The organism is Amycolatopsis sp. NPDC114484 (genome assembly GCF_055633755.1).
In genome coordinates this window covers 689,947-705,898 of the sequence record NZ_JBVKDQ010000001.1, presented here as the reverse complement: position 1 = coordinate 705,898, position 15,952 = coordinate 689,947, and the positions used below count along the sequence as shown (strand labels likewise).

The window sequence follows — 15,952 nt, the reverse complement described above, 5'->3', positions numbered from 1 at the left end:
GTCTGCTCGTGTTCGACCCTCGCGATCCCGCTTTCCTCGCCGACCCGTATCCCGCGTTCGCCGCGCTGCGCGCCGAGGGCGAGGTGCATCAGCACGACGGCCTCGGCATCGCGATCACGGTTTCGCACGCCGCGTCGGCTGCAGTGCTCCGGCACCGCGGACTCGGCCGGATCTGGACCGACGCGCAGCCGCTCGAACGGTTCGCGTCGTTCAATCTGCTGCACCGCAACTCGTTGCTGGAGAACGAACCGCCCGCGCACACCCGCCTGCGCCGCGTTATCGCGGGCGAGTTCGGCCGGGGGCACGTGCAACGGCTGCGCCCGATGGTCGCGGAACTCGCGGAGTCCATGGTGGACACTCTGGCCACGAAAATCGCCGCCGACGGCAGCGCGGACCTGCTCGAACACCTGGCGCAGCCGCTGCCGGTCGCGGTGATCGCCGAACTGCTCGGCGTCCCGACCTCGGACGGCTCACAGCTGGTGGCGTGGAGCAACGCCATCGTGAAGATGTACGAATACGGCCTGTCCGAGGACGGCCGCGACGCCGCCGAGCAGGCCGCGGCTGACTTCGTGGCGTACCTGCGCGATGTTGTCGCCGGCTCCCCGCGCGGGATTGTCCGGGACCTGACCGCGAGCGAACTGACTCCCGACGAGGTCGTCGCCACCGCGGTGCTGCTGCTGATGGCGGGCCACGAGGCGACGGTGAACGTGATCGGCAACGGGGTGACCGCGCTGCTGACCCACCGCACGGAATGGGAGAGGCTTAGGTCCGACCCAACGTTGCTGGACTCGGCTGTGGAAGAACTGATCCGCTTCGATTCGCCGTTGCAGTTGTTCGAACGCACGGCGACTGAGGACGTGGAGATCGCCGGTCACCGGGTCGCGAAGGGTTCGAAGATCGGGGCGTTGCTGGGTGCCGCGGCGCGCGACCCGAAGGTGTTCGACGCCCCGGACACCCTGGACGTGGGCCGATCGCCGAACGCGCACCTCGGGTTCGGGATGGGGATCCACTATTGCGTCGGAGCGCCGCTGGCCCGGGTGGAGATCGCGGCCGCGTTGACGGCGTTGACGAAGCGGCTTCCGGAGCTGCGGCTGGCTGCGCCGCCGGAACGGAGGCCGGAGTTCGTGATCCGGGGGCTGCGGAGTTTGCCGGTGACTGCTTGAGGTTCGCGGGTTCGGCGGCCCGCTAGCCGCCGGGAAGTGCGGCGCGACTCGCGAACAGCTCAGAGACGGGCTGCGGACACGCCGCGAACCGTTGGCCGACCTGACATTCCGCTCGGAGCCTGGCCGCGACCTTCGAACGGCCAGGCAGGCCCGGCCGCGAAGTCACCGCAGGCCCGCGAACAAGTCGTCCTCCATTCCGGCACCGTTCTCGACCGGACCGTTCGTGCGGGCCAGGTGGTAGTCCTCCCAGGGCCACGTCTTTCGCTCGATCTCGCGCGAATGCGCGAAAAACGGATGCCCCGGATCCATCTGCGTAGCGTGCGCGCGCAACGCGGCGTCCCGGGCCGCGAAGTGTTCTTCGCAGCGGATTCGGGTGGTCACGGTGAGCACGTCGGTCGGCGGGAGTTCTTCCAGGACCGGACCCATCAACGACTCCTGGCCAGCGGCGAGGGTCGCCTCGTGCAGGGCTTCGAACCAGGATCGGCTGAGGGTGGCCAGGTAGTAGAGCTTGCGCGGGGCGCCGTCGGCGGACTCGTCGAACGCGGCGGTCGTGACCTCGTGCGTGCGGATGTGGTCGGGGTGTGGATAACCACCGGTTTCGTCGTAGGTGACCACTACCTGTGGACGGAATTCTCGCATCAGCTCCAGCAACGGTTTTGTCGCCTCAGCCAAGGGGATCTCGGCGAAGCTCCCAGCGGGAGACGGTTCCGCCAAACCCGAGTCCTCGTGGCCCAGGAACGTTTGTCGAATGCCGAGAATCCTTGCCGCGTCGGCCATTTCGCGGCGGCGAATGGCGGGCAGATCACGACGAACGTCCTCTCGGTCCAAAGTTGGGTTGAGTACGTCGCCGCGTTCGCCGCCGGTGCAGGTGGCTACCAGGACGTCGACGCCTTCGGCCGCGTAGCGGGCCAGGGTCGCGGCACCTTTGCTCGATTCGTCATCGGGGTGGGCGTGCACGGCCAAGAGGCGCAGCGTCATGCGCGGATTCCTTTCGGGAAGAAGAGCGCGGGGATGAAGCTCAGCAGGGAAAGGCCTAGCGCCCAAGTGAATGTAGTGCCGAATCCGGCGGCACCTGGTGGTTGCGCGTGCAGGACGGCTACCAGCAACGCCGTGCCTAGCGAGCCGCCGATGCGGTTGACGACGTTGATCGCGCTCGCCGCTCGCGGGATTTGGCTGCGTTCCAACGAGGTGTAGAGCATTGTCATGCCGGGGGTGGCCGTCGCGCCTAGGCCGAACCCACGGATCAGCAACGAGACTGTCAGCAGGGTTGGGCTTGGGGAATCGCCGAGTTGGGTGAAGGCGATCGTGCCCACCAACGACAGAGCGATGCCGGTGAGCATGACTGTTCGCGAGCCGAAGCGGTCCAAAAGTTTGCCGCCTGCGATGAGGACGACGGCTGACCCGAGAGCCTGTGGCGCGAGCAGGAGTCCGGCGGCGAGGGCGGAGGTGTGCTGGATTTGTTGGTAGTAAAGCGGAAGCAACAACATCGAGCTGTACAGCGACGCTCCCAGCAAGAAGGTGCTCGCACTCGCGACGGTGAAAGCCCTGTGCGCGAACAACTTCAGATCCAGCAGCGGCGCTGGCACACGACGGGCGTGCCAGGCGTAAGCGATCAGCAGAACGGCACCGGCGATGGCGAACGTAGTGGAGCCCTCACCTAGGCCGTAGCCGAGTGCGCCGAGTCCCGGCGGGAGAAGCAGCAGGCCGCGGACGTCGAGCGGGTCGCGCGTGCCGGCGGGTTCCTCGCGCGGCAGCACCCGGACGGCGAGCAGCAAGGTGGCGACGCCGAACGGCACGATCCCGAAGAACAGCCAGCGCCAGCCCAGATCCTGGACGAGCGCGCCGCCGAGCATCGGGCCGAGCACCGGCGCGACGGTCGCGGGCAGCGTGACGACGCCGATCATCCGGCCCAGCCGAGGACCGGCCGCCTGCGCGAAAATCGCCTGGCCGACTGGTTGCATGAGACCGCCGCCGAGGCCGTGCAGTACGCGGAACGCGATCAACGCCGGTGCTGACCAGGCGAACCCGCACAGCACTGTGCCCAGCGTGAACAGCCCGACGGCCACGATCCACACCTGACGGCCGCCGAACCGGTCGGCGAGCCAGCCGGACAGCGGGATGGTGAGCGAGGCGGCCAGTAGGTACGCGCTCGCCACCCACTGCCCGGTCGGCAGCGAAGTGTCCAGGTCACGGGCCATCACGCCGATCCCGACCGACACGATCGTCGCGTCGAGGATCGACAGCACAGCGCCAAGGATCAGTACCCCGCCGAGCCTGCGAAGCCCGGAGTCGGAGACCGGAAGCTGCGTGGTCATCGAGTCACCTCCTTCATTAGGTCGGACCTGAGATTAGGTCGAACCTAGCGAATGGGTCAAGCACAATTTTAGGTCGGACCTAGTACACTGGCCGGGGTGAGCCTCAGGGAGCAGAAGAAGCTGGAGACCCGGCAGACGATCTCGGCGGTGGCGACGCGGCTGTTCATCCAGCGCGGGTTCGACCAGGTGACGATCGCCGAGGTCGCGGAGGCCGCGCGGGTCGCCAAGATGACCGTGACGAATCACTTCAGCCGGAAGGAAGACCTGGTCTTCGACATCCGGACGGATTTCGTGGACTGGCCCGCGGACCTGGTCCGGGCCGATCCGGAGACGCCAGCGCTGGTCGCCGTGCGGGACGGGTGCTTCGCGGAACTGGACAAGGCGAGCCCGATGCTCGGGTTCGCGGACGTGTCCTTCGTGCGGATGGTGCGGCAAAGCGAACGTCTCACGTCCGCGCTCAGGGACATGCACGCCGACCGGGAAACCCAGCTCGTCGCCGCGCTGCTCGACCGGCATCCGGACCGCGAAATGCTGTCGCGGACGGCCGGGGCGCACCTCACGTCAGTGCTGCGGCTTCTTCTCGACGACGTCTGGCAGCTGACCTGGCAGGACGTCAAACTGGACGACCTGGTGGAGCGGATCCGGGATTCGGCGGCGGTCGCGTTCGGCCAGCTGGAACCGGCGCTCGGCGACCTTTAGCGCGCGGCGCCGACCGGACGCGCGGTCCGCAGCTCCGGCTCCGGCGCGCCCTCGATCTTGAGCACGCGAAGGTCGCGCAGCCGTTCCGGGGCGATCGGCATCAGCAGATGCGAGAACCGCCGGATCACCAGCGCGGTGACGATCGCGAGCGCGGCGGCGGCGAGATCGGTGAGCGCGACCAGCAGGACACTGTCCGCCATCGCCTGCACCCCCGGCCGGATTCGCCAGATGATCGTGACGGCCAGCAGAACCCAGTTCGCCAGCCACGTCCCCCACCAGCCGAGCACGAGCCGCGACGGCTTCGGCCGCGCGTCGCGGGGACGGCGGAGCACGGCGTGCTCCAACTCGCTGACCACGGACAACGCGAGCGGCAGGTTCACGATCGGCACCAGCACGCCCACGAGCACCTGCCAGACCGGCCGCGGCGGCGTCTCCCCGGCTTCGTCGGCGGCGGCTTGCCGGGCGACCAGCAGCCACCAGACCGAGAGTCCCGCTGGCAGCAACGAGAAGATCGTGGTGAGCAGCCCGGCGAGCATGACGAAAGCGTCGGAGAACCCGACGACGCTGGTGTTCAGCGCGGAATCGCGGCTCTCCACGAGGAGTGCGTACCGCCAGACCTCCGCCACCGCCGCGATCACGGCGAGGACGGCGAACGTCCAGAGGATCGTCGTCAGGCTCCGCGCGAGCACCGGAATCCGGTCGATCGGCCGGATCTCGCCGGACGCGGTACCGGGCACATTCGTCGGGCGGCGCCAGGTGAGATTCGGGAAGCCCCATCGCGGCGGCACCGGATAGGACGGCGGACCGGAGTAGGGCGTCGCGGGCACGCTGCGCCGACGCCGGACAGCACTCGGCGGCGGGGAAGCGACCCAGCGCAGCTTGGCCGCCCGCTTCGGCGGAACCGGCTGCGGCTGTTGCGGAGGCCGATGGACCGCGCCTTGCGGGGCGGCGGTGAACGGGCGGGCGTATCCCGGATGCTGCGAGTAGCCCTGCGCCGCGTACTGCGACGGCGCGGGGTACTGCGGCTGGTACGGATTGGCGAACTGCTGGCCGGGACGCACGGACCCGGCGTGCGGCGGCTGCGCCCAGTGACCGGGGTGCGGAGGCAGTCCCGGCTGGGGCTGCCCGGCAGGACCGCCCGGGTGCTGCTGCGCGCCGGGTTGCGGCGGTGGGCCGGGCTGGGCGAAACCAGTTGGCTGCGCATTCACGCCACCGGGCTGAGCGGGATACGCATGTGCGGGGCCCGTTGCCCCAGCACCCACGCCGTTCGGCTGCGATTGCCCGCCGAACTGCGAACCCGACCCGTTCCCCTGCGGCACCGATCCGGCATGACCCACGCCTGGACCAGGCTGCCCGTAAGCAGCCCCCGTGGCACCTTCTCCAGAACTGGAAAAGACCCGAGCACCAGCGTCAACCGGCGCGCCCGAAGGCTCCCCCCGCCGGAAACCGTCCCCAGCGTCCCCTTCGTCGCGGCCGAAGCCCGGCACGAAGGACGCCGGGTCCGCGGACTCCGGCGGCTCGGGAACAGACTGGGCAGGCATCCGTCAGAGAACCTCGGGTTCAGCGTCAGGGGTTTCGCTCACCATGCTCCGGCCTTCGCGGGCCCAGGCTCCCATTCCGCCCGCGACGTTGACCGCGTCCCAGCCGCTCGCGTTCAGCCAGGCCGTGGCGCGCGCCGAGCGGCCGCCGGAGCGGCAGATGACGTAGACCGGCTTGTCCTCGGGGAATTCGGAGAGTTCGTCGACCCGCGCGGGCAGTTCGCCGAGCGGGATGTGCACCGCGGCGGGGGCGTGTCCGGCGGCCCACTCGTCGTCCTCGCGGACGTCGAGCAGTGCGACGTCCGCGGGAAGGTTGCGGACTTCAGCGGTCGGAATTTCAGCAGGGCTCACCACAGGTTCCATGCTCCCATGTCAGGACGTTGTACGCGTGTGAGGAACGCTAACCGCTACGCCTTGCGGTGCCGTCCCCGGCCGGCGCGCAGCTTCTCGTCGGCCTGGCCGAAGCGGGCGACCGCGCGGTCGCGCATCAGGCCGAGCGGGTCGGGGGCGTGCAGGCGCAGCATGATGTCGTTCACCAGTTCCGGGCGGCCGGACCGGGTCAGCCGGCTCACCACGTAGGTCGCCAGGAACGCCGCGGGCACCGAGATCAGCGCCGGCTGCACGGTGTACCAGGGCATCTTGTCCCCGGTGTACTCGCAAACGATGTTGTACGCCAGCGAGCCGAGCACCAGCCCGCCGCCGACGACCATCCCGGCCAGCGCACCCGGCCAGCTCAGCTTGCGCCACCAGATGCCGAGCAGCAGCAGCGGGCTGAACGTGGACGCGGCGAGCGCGAACGTCATCCCGATCGACAGCGAGATGTCCTCGGTGCGGAAGATCAGCGTGAGCACCATCGGGCACACCGCGACCAGCAGCGTCGCGACCCGGAAGTCCTTGACCCGTCCTGGCAGCAGGTCCGTCGACACCACCCCGGCCACGCTCACCAGCAGCCCCGAGCAGCTCGACAGGAACGCCGCGAACGCGCCCGCCGCGGTCACCGCGGCGAGGATCTGTCCCGGCCAGCCCGGCAACACGGCGGTCGGCAGCAGCAGCACGGCCGCGTCGGTGTTGCCGGTGAGCAGCAGTTGCGGCACGTACATCCGCGAAAGCGCGCCCAGCATCGTCGGGAACAGGTAGAACAGCCCGAGCAGCAGCAACACGTGCACGGTAGTACGGCGTGCGGCCTTGCCGTCGGGGTTGGTGTAGAAGCGGACCAGCACGTGCGGCAAGCCCATGGTGCCGAGGAACAGCGCGAAAATCAGCGAGTACGTCTGCAGCAGGTCGCTGATGCCGCTCGACGCCGGATGCAGCCACGCGTCGTTCGACGTGGGCGCGTCGCTCACGATCGGCACCGGCGTGCCCGCGGCGAATTCCAGCGTCGTCCCCGAGGACACCTTGTGCGGCACGAGCGGCGACCAGCGCGCCATGCCGCCCGCGGGACCGTCGTCGATGCGGCCGTGTGCGTAGAAGAACGTCTCGGTGGTGACCTTCACGGTCACGTCGGTCTGCACCGTCACCTTGGTGTCCGACGGGAACACCGGCGGCGCGGGCGCACCGAGCGCGCGCACCCCGCCCGGGCCGCCGCCGGCGAAGAAAACCATGCACAGCACGAAAGTCGGCACGGCGATCGCGAACAGCTTGAGCCAGTACTGGAACGCCTGGACCACCGTGATCGCGCGCATCCCGCCGGCCATCACGTTGACCGCGACCAGGACGATGACGAGGAGTGCGCCCGCCCACGCCGGTACCGGAACGATCTGCGCGAGCGTCAAACCGGCGGCTTGCAGCTGCGGGACCATGTAGAGGATCCCGATGAACACCGCGCACGCGGTCGCGAACCGGCGCAGGCCGATCGAACCGAGCCGGGCCTCCACGAAGTCCGGCAGCGTGTACGCGCCGGAACGGCGCAGCGGCGCGGCGACGAACAGCATCAGCGCGAGGTATCCGGCGGTGAAGCCGATCGGGTACCAGGTCGCGTCGGCACCCTGCTTGAGCACCATGCCCGCGACACCGAGGAACGACGCCGCCGAAAGGTATTCGCCGGAGATCGCCGCGGCGTTGCGGCTGGAGCGCACCGTTCGGCGGGCGACGAGGAAATCGTGCGTGCTGGTGGCACCGCGCGACGAACGGAAGCCAAGGTAGAACGTCGCGAAGGCGACCAGCGCCAAGCCGGTCAACGTCCACGGGGTCAGCTGCACGGCGTGAATCCTCGCACGACCGCACGGTTTCGGGACGCGCCGCCACCAGGGTGCGCATCCCCCGCGCGGGTCAGTTCTCGATCATGTCGACGAAGTCGCGTTCGTGCCGCTCGGCGAGCCGGTTGTACCAGAGGCCGACGGCGAAGAGGAACGGGAACGGAAGCAGGCCGAGCACGAGCCACGGGATCGGGATGCCGATCACGGTGAACCGCGCGACTGCCGGGAGGAAGTAGAACAACGCGGGCAGCATCCCGAGCACAACCAGCACGAGCACCGCCAGCCACACCGACGTCCGCAACTGCACCTTCACCAGGTCGCGGACCAGCAGTTTTCCCCAGCTGGTCTGTTCCTCCAGCTCGACCCGCCCGCGCATCCGCCCGGACGACTGCCGCGAATCGGCGAGCACCACGCGTTCCCGTTTCGGCCGCACGTGCGCGGGTTCGCTGGACCGCGGGGCCGGTTCGGGTGCGGGCGGCACCGGTTCCACCACCGCGCGGTCCTCCGGCCGCACGCCCAGCGTCGGGTCCGGTTTGCGGACTCCGTTCTCGAGCCGGTGGTAAGGGTCTTCGGGCGAGGACATCGACGGCTAGCCGCCCCGGCCGGAACCGACGATGCGGTCCTTCAGCGCCCGGGTGTGCCGCCTGCTGACCGGCAGCACTTTCTCCTCGTTGCCGATCACGACCTGGTAGCCGCCCTGGCCCATCCGCATTTCGGTGATCAGCGGCAGCGCGACCAGGAACGACCGGTGGATCCGCACGAATCCGGCCTTCTCCCAGCGTTCCTCCAACTGGGCGAGCGGGATCCGGACCAGGTGGCTGCCCTCAGTGGTGAACAACCGCGCGTAGTCGCCCTGTGCTTCCACCCAGCGGACCGACGAACGCGGGATCAGCTTCGTGGTGCCGGCCAGTTCGACCGGGATGACCTCGTCGTCGTTCTTCACCGGCTCGGCGCCGCCCTGGCCCGCGGGCGGACCCGCGGCCGTGGCCAGCTTCTCGCGCACGCGCGCGACCGACCGGTCGAGCCGGTCCTGCTGGAACGGCTTGAGGACGTAGTCGACCGCGCCGAGGTCGAACGCGTTCACCGCTTCCTCGGCGTGCCCGGTGACGAACACCAGTACCGGCGACGGGTTCATCGCCGCGATCACACGCGACATCTCCATCCCGGACAGGCCGGGCATGTCGATGTCGGCGAACACGGCGTCGACCGTCGGCAGGCCGTTTGCCCGCCGGGCAGCCAGTTCCGGGTCGTCGTGCGAGAACAGCCGCAGCGCGTCAGAGGCGTCCGAGGCCTGGAAAACGCGGTGGATGTGCGGGTTGTTCTGGAGTCCGTGGCTGAGTTCGTCCAGCCCGGCCAGCTCGTCGTCCACGGCAAGGACGATGAGTTTCCGGGTGTCGTCGTGAGCACTCACAGTGAGACGCATCCTGCCGATTGCGAGGTGCGTTGTCCAGACCCCAGCGGAGAGAGCCGCTTGTGAGTGGCATACCGGAGTCGCCGCTCACCAGCTGTCACAGACCGAAACGCGACCAAGCCGCCTTCGTGGTGACCGCGTCCAGCAGCGCGCTCGCCGCCACAGGAGCCCCGATCCCGAGCCGCGCGAGCAGCGGTTTCTTGGGCTCGGCCACGGAAACCTCGGCGTCCGGGTACCGCTCGCGGACGATCTCGCGCAGCGAGCCGAGCCCGTCGACCAGCCCGAGGTCAACGGCCTTTTGCCCGAGCCAGACGTCGCCGGTGAACAGGTCGGTGGAATCGGTCAGCCGGTCACCGCGGCGTTCTTTGACCCATTCGACGAACAGTTCGTGGAGCTGGCTGTGCATGTTCTTCAGCCACTCGACGTCCTCTGGCTTCTCCGGGCTGAACGGGTCGAGCCGCGATTTGTTCGCTCCCGCGGTGTGCAGCCTTCGCTCGATGCCGAAGCGTTCGAGCAGTCCGGTGAACCCGAATCCGCCGCTGATGACGCCGATCGAACCGACCATGGACGTCCGGTGCGCGTAGATCTCGTCGGCCGCGCACGCGAGCCAGTACCCGCCGGACGCGGCGACATCCTCAGCGAAAGCCAGTACCGGCACGCCCTTCTCGTCGGCCAGCTGCCGGATCCGCTCCGCGACCAGGCCGGACTGCGTGGGCGCGCCGCCCGGCGAGTTGATCTGCAACGCGACCGCCTTGAGCCGGTCGTGCGCGAACGCCCTGGTGAGCGCGGATTCGACGGCACCGAGGTTGATCGCGCCCCGGGCCAGCGGCGACGGCGTCGGCGTGATCACCCCGTGCAGCTTCACGACGGCGACCACGTCCTTGCGGTCGCCCCGGTCGCCGAGCATGGGAAGGCGGGAAGTCAGCTTGTCGGTCACGCTCATCTGCCCAGGCTAACCAGTTCAGTGCGCGGGCAGCATTCCCGAACGCGAGCCGTGCACTCCGTCGGGTTCCGGTTCCGGCTCGACCGGCACCTGCGGTTGCTGCGGGACGTCCGCCGAGTAGTCCGGCATGTTCGGCCGCACCCCGAGCTTGAACTTCGGCACCCGCAACGCGACCTTCATCCCCGCACCCGGCGCGGTTTCGACGGTGAGCGCGTAGTCCTCGCCGAACACCTGCCGCATCCGCTGGTTGATGTTGCCGAGCCCGACGTGCGCGCCGGTGCGGTGCGCGTTGCGCAGATCGGTGAGCTGACGCGGATCCATCCCGATGCCGTCGTCCTCGACCGTGATCAGCGCTTCGTGCCCGTCGTCGCGCGCGATCACCGTGACGCAGCCACCGCTCGGCTTGCTGGCCAGACCGTGCTTGACGGCGTTTTCGACGAGCGGCTGAATGATCAGGAACGGCACGACGACGCTCAGCACCTCGGGCGCGATCTTCATCCGCACCTCGAGCCGACCGCCGAATCGAGCGTTTTCGATGGTCAGGTACCGGTCGATGTTGCGCAGTTCCTCGGCGAGCGTGGTGTACATGCCGGACGTGCGGAACGAATAGCGGGTGAAGTCCGCGAAGTCCTGCAGCAGTTCGCGCGCTTCCTCCGGATCGGTGCGGATCAGCGCGGAGATCGTGTTGAGCGCGTTGTAGACGAAGTGCGGCGAGATCTGTGCGCGCAGGGCTTTGATTTCCGCCTGCTGCAACTGATTGCGCGACTCTTCCAGCCGCGCGAGCTCGAACTGCGTGCAGACGAATTGACCCACTGCCTCAGCCATCTGCACCAGCTTGCCGCGCGTACGCCCGACCACGATCAGCGTCGCCTCGGCCTCGCCCTCGACGAGAATCGGCACAATCGCGGCGGTCTTCATCTTGCAAGTGCCCCGGTGATTGCACGGCATCTTGTTGTGATCAGCGACGGCCCGCCGATGCTTGCGCAACGCGGTCCCGATGTCCTCGACGACGTCCAGATAGTGATCGGTGGCCTCGCCCGCCCAGGACAGCAGCGTGCCTTCACTGTCCGTGATGCCGACGGCCAAGCAGTCGAGCACCTCGAGCAACTCCGCCGTCATCCGGTTGGCGGCCTCCTCGTCGAGCCCAGCCCGCAAGTTGGGCGTGGCCTTGGACATCCGGTGGACGGCCTGCAGAACGGCGTCCTGGATGACGCCCTTGGGCCGGCGCGCCCGGAAGGCGAGGACCAGCACCACGATCACCAGGATGCCGACCAGGACCCACGGGACGACCAGCGCATAGGGGAAGTCGGACACGACGTCCATGCTCTGCGCTCGACCGACCGGGTGCAAGGTCTGCTTCCCACTTTCTGTCCAGTAGCGACGCCGAGGGTGGGCAAACCCTACCGTCACTCCCGGTGAGCGTGAGGATCTTGCGCCATTCGGGTGGTGACGATGGCGATGAGTCGCCGGGGGTGGAGTGAAGGGACCCTTCATGGCTACGGATGGTTAGGGGTGAAGGGTCCCTTCATTTGTTTGCTAGTGCGGATGAGGGTTCTTGGGGGATGGGGTGGCCGGGTGCCCCGATTGCGAGCCCGAAGTGGCCCGGCGGACCAGATTGGCCCGGCACCCATTTGCGAGCCCAGATTGGCTCCTTGCACGCGGAGCGCGCGAAGGCCCACTTGGCTCCGGGTGCGCTGTGAGGGAACCTCCCCGCACGCGCGGCGGGAGCGAGCAGAGGGGGAGCAGGAGCGAGCGGAGGGGATTGCCCGCCAGTCTCACGGCGCCTCCCCACGAGACCAATCGAGGCCCGTCGAGATCAACCGCAAGCCTCGCCCCAAGACCAACCGGCACCCGTGGAGACCAACCAGCGACCTTGCCCCCGCAAGACCAGCGGGCTGTGAGGGGACCCCTGAGGGAATCAGCGTCCGTGAGGGTTCCCCTCACGGACATCTACGCACCGTACGAGAAACCTCCACGGACGTAGCTGCCCAAGCAGTCCTTCAACCCCCCGCGAAACCACCGCGGACGCACCCAACTCACCAAACACCCACACCACCCCCGCACCCCGATACGAAGCCAAAATGCGGACGTCATCACAATCGGGCTTCGGGGTGCCCCCAACCCACCAGGGCGCAATGTCGCCGCCAGGCGACGAGCCGCCCCCACACCCCCTACTTCAACAACCGAGACATCCGCCGATCAGCCAACGGCTTCCCCCCAGTCTGACAAGTCGCACAATACTGAAACGACTTATCCGCGAACGAAATCTCCCGAATAGTGTCCCCGCAAACCGGACAAGGCAGCCCAGTCCGAGCATGCACCCGCAGCCCAGACCGCTTCTCCCCCTTCAACCTCGCAGCCTTCTGCCCCACAGACCGCGAGACCGCGTCCGTCTCCACCTCATGAATCGCTTCGGCGAGGACCTCTAACGCACCCTCGTCCAACTTCCCCACAGTCGCATAAGGCGACAACTTCGCCCGATGCATGATCTCGTCCGAATAAGCATTCCCGATCCCCGCGATCAACGATTGATCAGTCAACGCCCACTTCAGCCGAGTCCCCTTCCCCTGGAACAACTCCCGCAACTGCGAAGCATCAATCGCCAGCGCGTCCGGCCCCAGCCGGGCCACGCTCGGCACCTCGGAAGGATCCGCGACGATCCACACCGCCAGCCCCTTCTTCGTCCCGGCCTCGGTCAGATCGAAGCCAGGCCCGGACGCCGACTCCAGATGCACCCGCAGCGAGATGGGCCCCTTGCCCGGCTTCAACGGAGCCGGGGACAACCCGTCCGACCAGCGCAGCCAACCGGCCCGCGCCAGATGCACCACCAGGTGCAGATCGCCCAGGACGACGTCCAGGTGCTTCCCGTGCCGGGTCGCGTCGGTGATCTCGCGACCGTGCAGCTCGGTATAGGGCGGCACCGCGGTCTTCAGCACGCTGAGCGACGCGACGTCGAGCCGGAAAACGGTGCTCCCCACGGCGTGTTCGCGCAGGTGATGGGCCAGTGCTTCGACCTCGGGCAACTCGGGCATGGCACCAGTCTCGCGCGCCGGTCCCGTTCCGGCCAGGCCTATTCGACCGGGTGCAGCGGACCGTCGAAGTCCGGCAGCGAATGCTTCTGGATCGTCTTCGAGATCCGCTTCACCTCGCCGGACACGGTGAGCATGCCGCGGATCGTGCCGACCCAGCGCTCCGACGGCCGGTCCCCCGCGACGTCGCCCTCGGTCTCGGCGACCACCGTCCACGGGCGGCGCAGGATCCACCGCAGCGGGAAGAACAGCACCACCAGCAGCAACGCCAGCAGCACCCACGCGGGCACCTTCACGACATCGGGCGTCCAGACCACCAAAGCGACCACCAGGAACACCATGACCACGATCATCGCGATGCCAGGTCCGTAACTGCCTGCGACGTCGTGTTCGAAATCGTCTGCGGTGGCGGGAGCCCGCCACTCCATCTGGGCACGGACCACCCAATGGCGACCGTCTTCGCCGCGCACCAGCCGGTTCATCCTGTTGCCTCCCGGGCGACGTCGAACTCGGTCAACGTTACCGTGACCGTGCCGTCGAGCGCGAGGTGCTCACTGAGAGTTACTGGCGGTTTGCCGGGTTTTGGCTGTTCGGGAGCTTGCGTCCGCTGAGGAATCGGCCGAACCGGTGACATCGTTCCCGGACGTGGAGTCCGTCCTGGACGACTTCGCCGGCACGGCGGGCTTGGCGGAGTCGGCGCGCTTGGCCGGCTTGCCGGACTTCACGGGCTTGGGAGTCTTGGCTGCCCTCGAGGATTTCGGGCGGCCGGACGAGTCAGCAGACGACTGCGGAGCGGCCGAAGCGACGTGCCGAGACCCGGTCGGCGGCGTCGTGACCGACGGCGGCACGTACGAATCCGGCGACGGCACATACGACGAGGGCGGCGGGGCGTAAGTCGACCTCGTGTCGTCCGTCGTCGTGCTCAGCACGCCCGGGGTGGACGAGTTGGTGGACGTGTCCAGATCCGCGCGCGACTCAGTGCTCGACGACCGGCTCGTCATCGGCGAACCCGAATGGCTGCTCTCCTGACCGGGCAGATCGTCGCGCGGGGTCGAACCAGCCGAATCCGGCGTCGCCGGCTGCTCGGCGGAGTCCGGCTGAGGCGCCGGCGGCAAATGGGGCACCTCGGCCACGCCCAGATGCTGCGAAGCACCCGGATGGACGGCCGATCGCGCCGGCCGCGCACTTCCGTACAGCTTCCCGGAGATGATCCGCGGCCCCTGCTGCGCCGGCGGCGGAGGCTGCTCCGGCGGCTGCAACGCCAGTTCCGGCGCGCCCCCGCCCAGCCCGACGTTCTGCACCGGATGCGACCCGAACACCAGCGGACCAGCGGTCAGGCTCACCGCGCCCGCCGCCGCGGTCGACGCCAGCGCCAGCCCGACCTTCACCTTCGAGCCGAACACCACGCTCTTCACGGTCGCGAACGCGCCGCCGACCTTCCCGATCCCGGCCAACGCCGGCACCGCGAGCACCAGCACCCCGGCGTGCGCCCGCAACGACGAGCACACATCCCGCAGCTCGTCCTGCGTCGCCCGGCACGACGGACACCCCAGCAAATGCGCCTTGATCCGCTCCGCCTCCGCGCCGGTGACACTGCCCGCGGTGAACCCGCCCAGCTTCTCCACCACCGCCCGGCACGTCTCCGGCCCGCGGTTCACCGACAAATGCGCCTGCAGATACGCCGCCCGCAGCCCCTGCCGCGCGCGCCGCGCCAACGCCGCCGTCGCGTTCGCCGACAGCCCGAAATGCGGAGCCACCATCGACGGCTGCTCGCCCTCGACCTCGGTCTGCCACAGAACCGTCCGCCACCGCTCCGGCAAACTCGTGAACGCCGTCGTGATCAACGTGTGCTCGGCCGTACGGGCGGGCGTGTCCACCCCAGCGCCGGCCCGGAACGTCAGCTCGTCGTCAGTCACCGGCACATCGCGCCGCGCGCCGTGCCACTCCCACGACACCCGCCGCGCGACCGTCAGCAGATAAGCCCGGATGTAGTCCCGCGGACCCGCACCGCGGCGCAACGCCTGCAGCACGCGGAAGAAGGTCTCCGCGGTGATGTCCTCGGCTTCAGAGCGGTCGGAGGCGAGGCTCTGCGCCAATCTGCGCACCGCCGCCGCGTGCAGCTCGAACAACTCCCCGAACGCGGCGTCCTCGCCGTCGCGCAGCCGCTTCAAAAGTGCCTGCTCGTCGGATTCCGAGGCCGCTGGTGGCGGCGCCGTGCCCAGCTCGGTCATCCGGCAAGGCACCTCCTCCCCCGAAGGACTCACCACTGAAGTCGATTGGGGACACCATACGGAGCAGAGCGCCCGTCGTCACCCCTTGTGCGCTCGACGTGACGCGCAAGCACCACATCTCAGCAGGTCCGCGCGTATCTCGGGGCCCCCGAAAGTGTCACCGAGGCGACGGTATAGAGTGTCTTCAACACCGAGCACCAAGCGGTTAACGCGGATGTAGCGCAGCTGGTAGCGCATCACCTTGCCAAGGTGAGGGTCGCGGGTTCGAATCCCGTCATCCGCTCAGGTTCCGAAGGGCCCGTATCCACAAAAAGCGTGGATACGGGCCCTTCGCCATTTCACCCGGGGGCCGAGCCCCCGGAACCCCCGCGGTGCCGTCGGCTGCGGTTGGGTGGGGGCTGGTTTGTGCTTGCGTGGCAAGCGAAAGA

The 15,952-nt window shown here is 68.6% G+C and carries 14 protein-coding genes and 1 tRNA gene; 3 read left to right on the top strand and 12 right to left on the bottom strand.

What is annotated here, in order from left to right; all coding sequences use genetic code 11:
• Positions 1-8 precede the first annotated feature (8 nt).
• A complete protein-coding gene (locus ACZ7SW_RS03430; protein WP_470228801.1) occupies positions 9-1,163 on the top strand; it encodes a cytochrome P450 in 1,155 nt (384 codons plus the stop codon).
• A 162-nt stretch (positions 1,164-1,325) separates the two neighbouring features.
• Here the strand turns inward: ACZ7SW_RS03430 and mca are convergent, their stop codons facing one another.
• Both mca and ACZ7SW_RS03420 read right to left on the bottom strand, forming a co-directional pair.
• A complete protein-coding gene (gene mca, locus ACZ7SW_RS03425; protein WP_470228800.1) occupies positions 1,326-2,141 on the bottom strand; it encodes a mycothiol conjugate amidase Mca in 816 nt (271 codons plus the stop codon).
• Complete coding sequence (locus tag ACZ7SW_RS03420) at positions 2,138-3,478, bottom strand: DHA2 family efflux MFS transporter permease subunit (RefSeq protein WP_470228799.1); 1,341 nt, start codon at positions 3,476-3,478, stop codon at positions 2,138-2,140. Before ACZ7SW_RS03420 ends, mca begins: the two co-directional genes overlap by 4 nt.
• A gap of 96 nt (positions 3,479-3,574) precedes the next feature.
• Between ACZ7SW_RS03420 and ACZ7SW_RS03415 the strand changes: the two genes are divergently transcribed.
• Positions 3,575-4,177 (top strand): TetR/AcrR family transcriptional regulator, encoded by a 603-nt coding sequence (locus ACZ7SW_RS03415; RefSeq protein ID WP_470228798.1) that lies wholly within the window; start codon positions 3,575-3,577, stop codon positions 4,175-4,177.
• Here ACZ7SW_RS03415 and ACZ7SW_RS03410 read toward each other — a convergent pair.
• From ACZ7SW_RS03410 to ACZ7SW_RS03365, 10 genes are all read right to left on the bottom strand, one after another.
• Positions 4,174-5,286, bottom strand: a complete 1,113-nt coding sequence (locus tag ACZ7SW_RS03410) for a DUF4328 domain-containing protein (protein WP_470229235.1) — start codon at positions 5,284-5,286, stop codon at positions 4,174-4,176. The two genes, ACZ7SW_RS03415 and ACZ7SW_RS03410, sit on opposite strands and share 4 nt — an antisense overlap.
• 435 nt (positions 5,287-5,721) lie before the next feature.
• Positions 5,722-6,078 (bottom strand): rhodanese-like domain-containing protein, encoded by a 357-nt coding sequence (locus ACZ7SW_RS03405; RefSeq protein WP_470228797.1) that lies wholly within the window; start codon positions 6,076-6,078, stop codon positions 5,722-5,724.
• 44 nt (positions 6,079-6,122) lie between these two features.
• Complete coding sequence (locus tag ACZ7SW_RS03400; protein WP_470228796.1) at positions 6,123-7,913, bottom strand: sodium/solute symporter; 1,791 nt, start codon at positions 7,911-7,913, stop codon at positions 6,123-6,125.
• A 70-nt stretch (positions 7,914-7,983) separates the two neighbouring features.
• Positions 7,984-8,493, bottom strand: coding sequence for a hypothetical protein (locus tag ACZ7SW_RS03395; protein WP_470228795.1), 510 nt, complete (start codon positions 8,491-8,493; stop codon positions 7,984-7,986).
• Positions 8,494-8,499: 6 nt separating this feature from the next.
• Complete coding sequence (locus tag ACZ7SW_RS03390) at positions 8,500-9,333, bottom strand: LytR/AlgR family response regulator transcription factor (protein WP_037719084.1); 834 nt, start codon at positions 9,331-9,333, stop codon at positions 8,500-8,502.
• A gap of 85 nt (positions 9,334-9,418) precedes the next feature.
• On the bottom strand, positions 9,419-10,264 hold the full coding sequence (locus ACZ7SW_RS03385; RefSeq protein ID WP_470228794.1) for a S49 family peptidase: 846 nt from the start codon (positions 10,262-10,264) through the stop codon (positions 9,419-9,421).
• 18 nt (positions 10,265-10,282) lie between these two features.
• On the bottom strand, positions 10,283-11,587 hold the full coding sequence (locus tag ACZ7SW_RS03380) for a sensor histidine kinase (RefSeq protein WP_470228793.1): 1,305 nt from the start codon (positions 11,585-11,587) through the stop codon (positions 10,283-10,285).
• Between the two features lie 848 nt (positions 11,588-12,435).
• A complete protein-coding gene (locus ACZ7SW_RS03375; RefSeq protein WP_470228792.1) occupies positions 12,436-13,296 on the bottom strand; it encodes an Fpg/Nei family DNA glycosylase in 861 nt (286 codons plus the stop codon).
• Positions 13,297-13,334: 38 nt separating this feature from the next.
• The gene (locus ACZ7SW_RS03370; protein ID WP_470228791.1) at positions 13,335-13,775 is read right to left on the bottom strand and encodes a DUF983 domain-containing protein; all 441 of its coding nucleotides are present in this window, start codon (positions 13,773-13,775) and stop codon (positions 13,335-13,337) included.
• A 69-nt stretch (positions 13,776-13,844) separates the two neighbouring features.
• Complete coding sequence (locus ACZ7SW_RS03365; RefSeq protein ID WP_470228790.1) at positions 13,845-15,524, bottom strand: zf-HC2 domain-containing protein; 1,680 nt, start codon at positions 15,522-15,524, stop codon at positions 13,845-13,847.
• A 210-nt stretch (positions 15,525-15,734) separates the two neighbouring features.
• Between ACZ7SW_RS03365 and ACZ7SW_RS03360 the strand changes: the two genes are divergently transcribed.
• Positions 15,735-15,807, top strand: a tRNA-Gly gene (locus ACZ7SW_RS03360).
• The last annotated feature ends 145 nt before the right edge of the window (positions 15,808-15,952 follow it).

What these genes read in the sequence shown, in the direction of transcription:
- mca (WP_470228800.1), bottom strand. Translation starts at nt 2,141, where the DNA reads ATGACGCTGCGCCTCTTGGCCGTGCACGCCCACCCCGATGACGAATCG.
- ACZ7SW_RS03420 (WP_470228799.1), bottom strand. Translation starts at nt 3,478, where the DNA reads ATGACCACGCAGCTTCCGGTCTCCGACTCCGGGCTTCGCAGGCTCGGC.
- ACZ7SW_RS03405 (WP_470228797.1), bottom strand. Translation starts at nt 6,078, where the DNA reads ATGGAACCTGTGGTGAGCCCTGCTGAAATTCCGACCGCTGAAGTCCGC.
- ACZ7SW_RS03395 (WP_470228795.1), bottom strand. Translation starts at nt 8,493, where the DNA reads ATGTCCTCGCCCGAAGACCCTTACCACCGGCTCGAGAACGGAGTCCGC.
- ACZ7SW_RS03390 (WP_037719084.1), bottom strand. Translation starts at nt 9,333, where the DNA reads ATGCGTCTCACTGTGAGTGCTCACGACGACACCCGGAAACTCATCGTC.
- ACZ7SW_RS03385 (WP_470228794.1), bottom strand. Translation starts at nt 10,264, where the DNA reads ATGAGCGTGACCGACAAGCTGACTTCCCGCCTTCCCATGCTCGGCGAC.
- ACZ7SW_RS03380 (WP_470228793.1), bottom strand. Translation starts at nt 11,587, where the DNA reads ATGGACGTCGTGTCCGACTTCCCCTATGCGCTGGTCGTCCCGTGGGTC.
- ACZ7SW_RS03375 (WP_470228792.1), bottom strand. Translation starts at nt 13,296, where the DNA reads ATGCCCGAGTTGCCCGAGGTCGAAGCACTGGCCCATCACCTGCGCGAA.
- ACZ7SW_RS03370 (WP_470228791.1), bottom strand. Translation starts at nt 13,775, where the DNA reads ATGAACCGGCTGGTGCGCGGCGAAGACGGTCGCCATTGGGTGGTCCGT.
- ACZ7SW_RS03365 (WP_470228790.1), bottom strand. Translation starts at nt 15,524, where the DNA reads ATGACCGAGCTGGGCACGGCGCCGCCACCAGCGGCCTCGGAATCCGAC.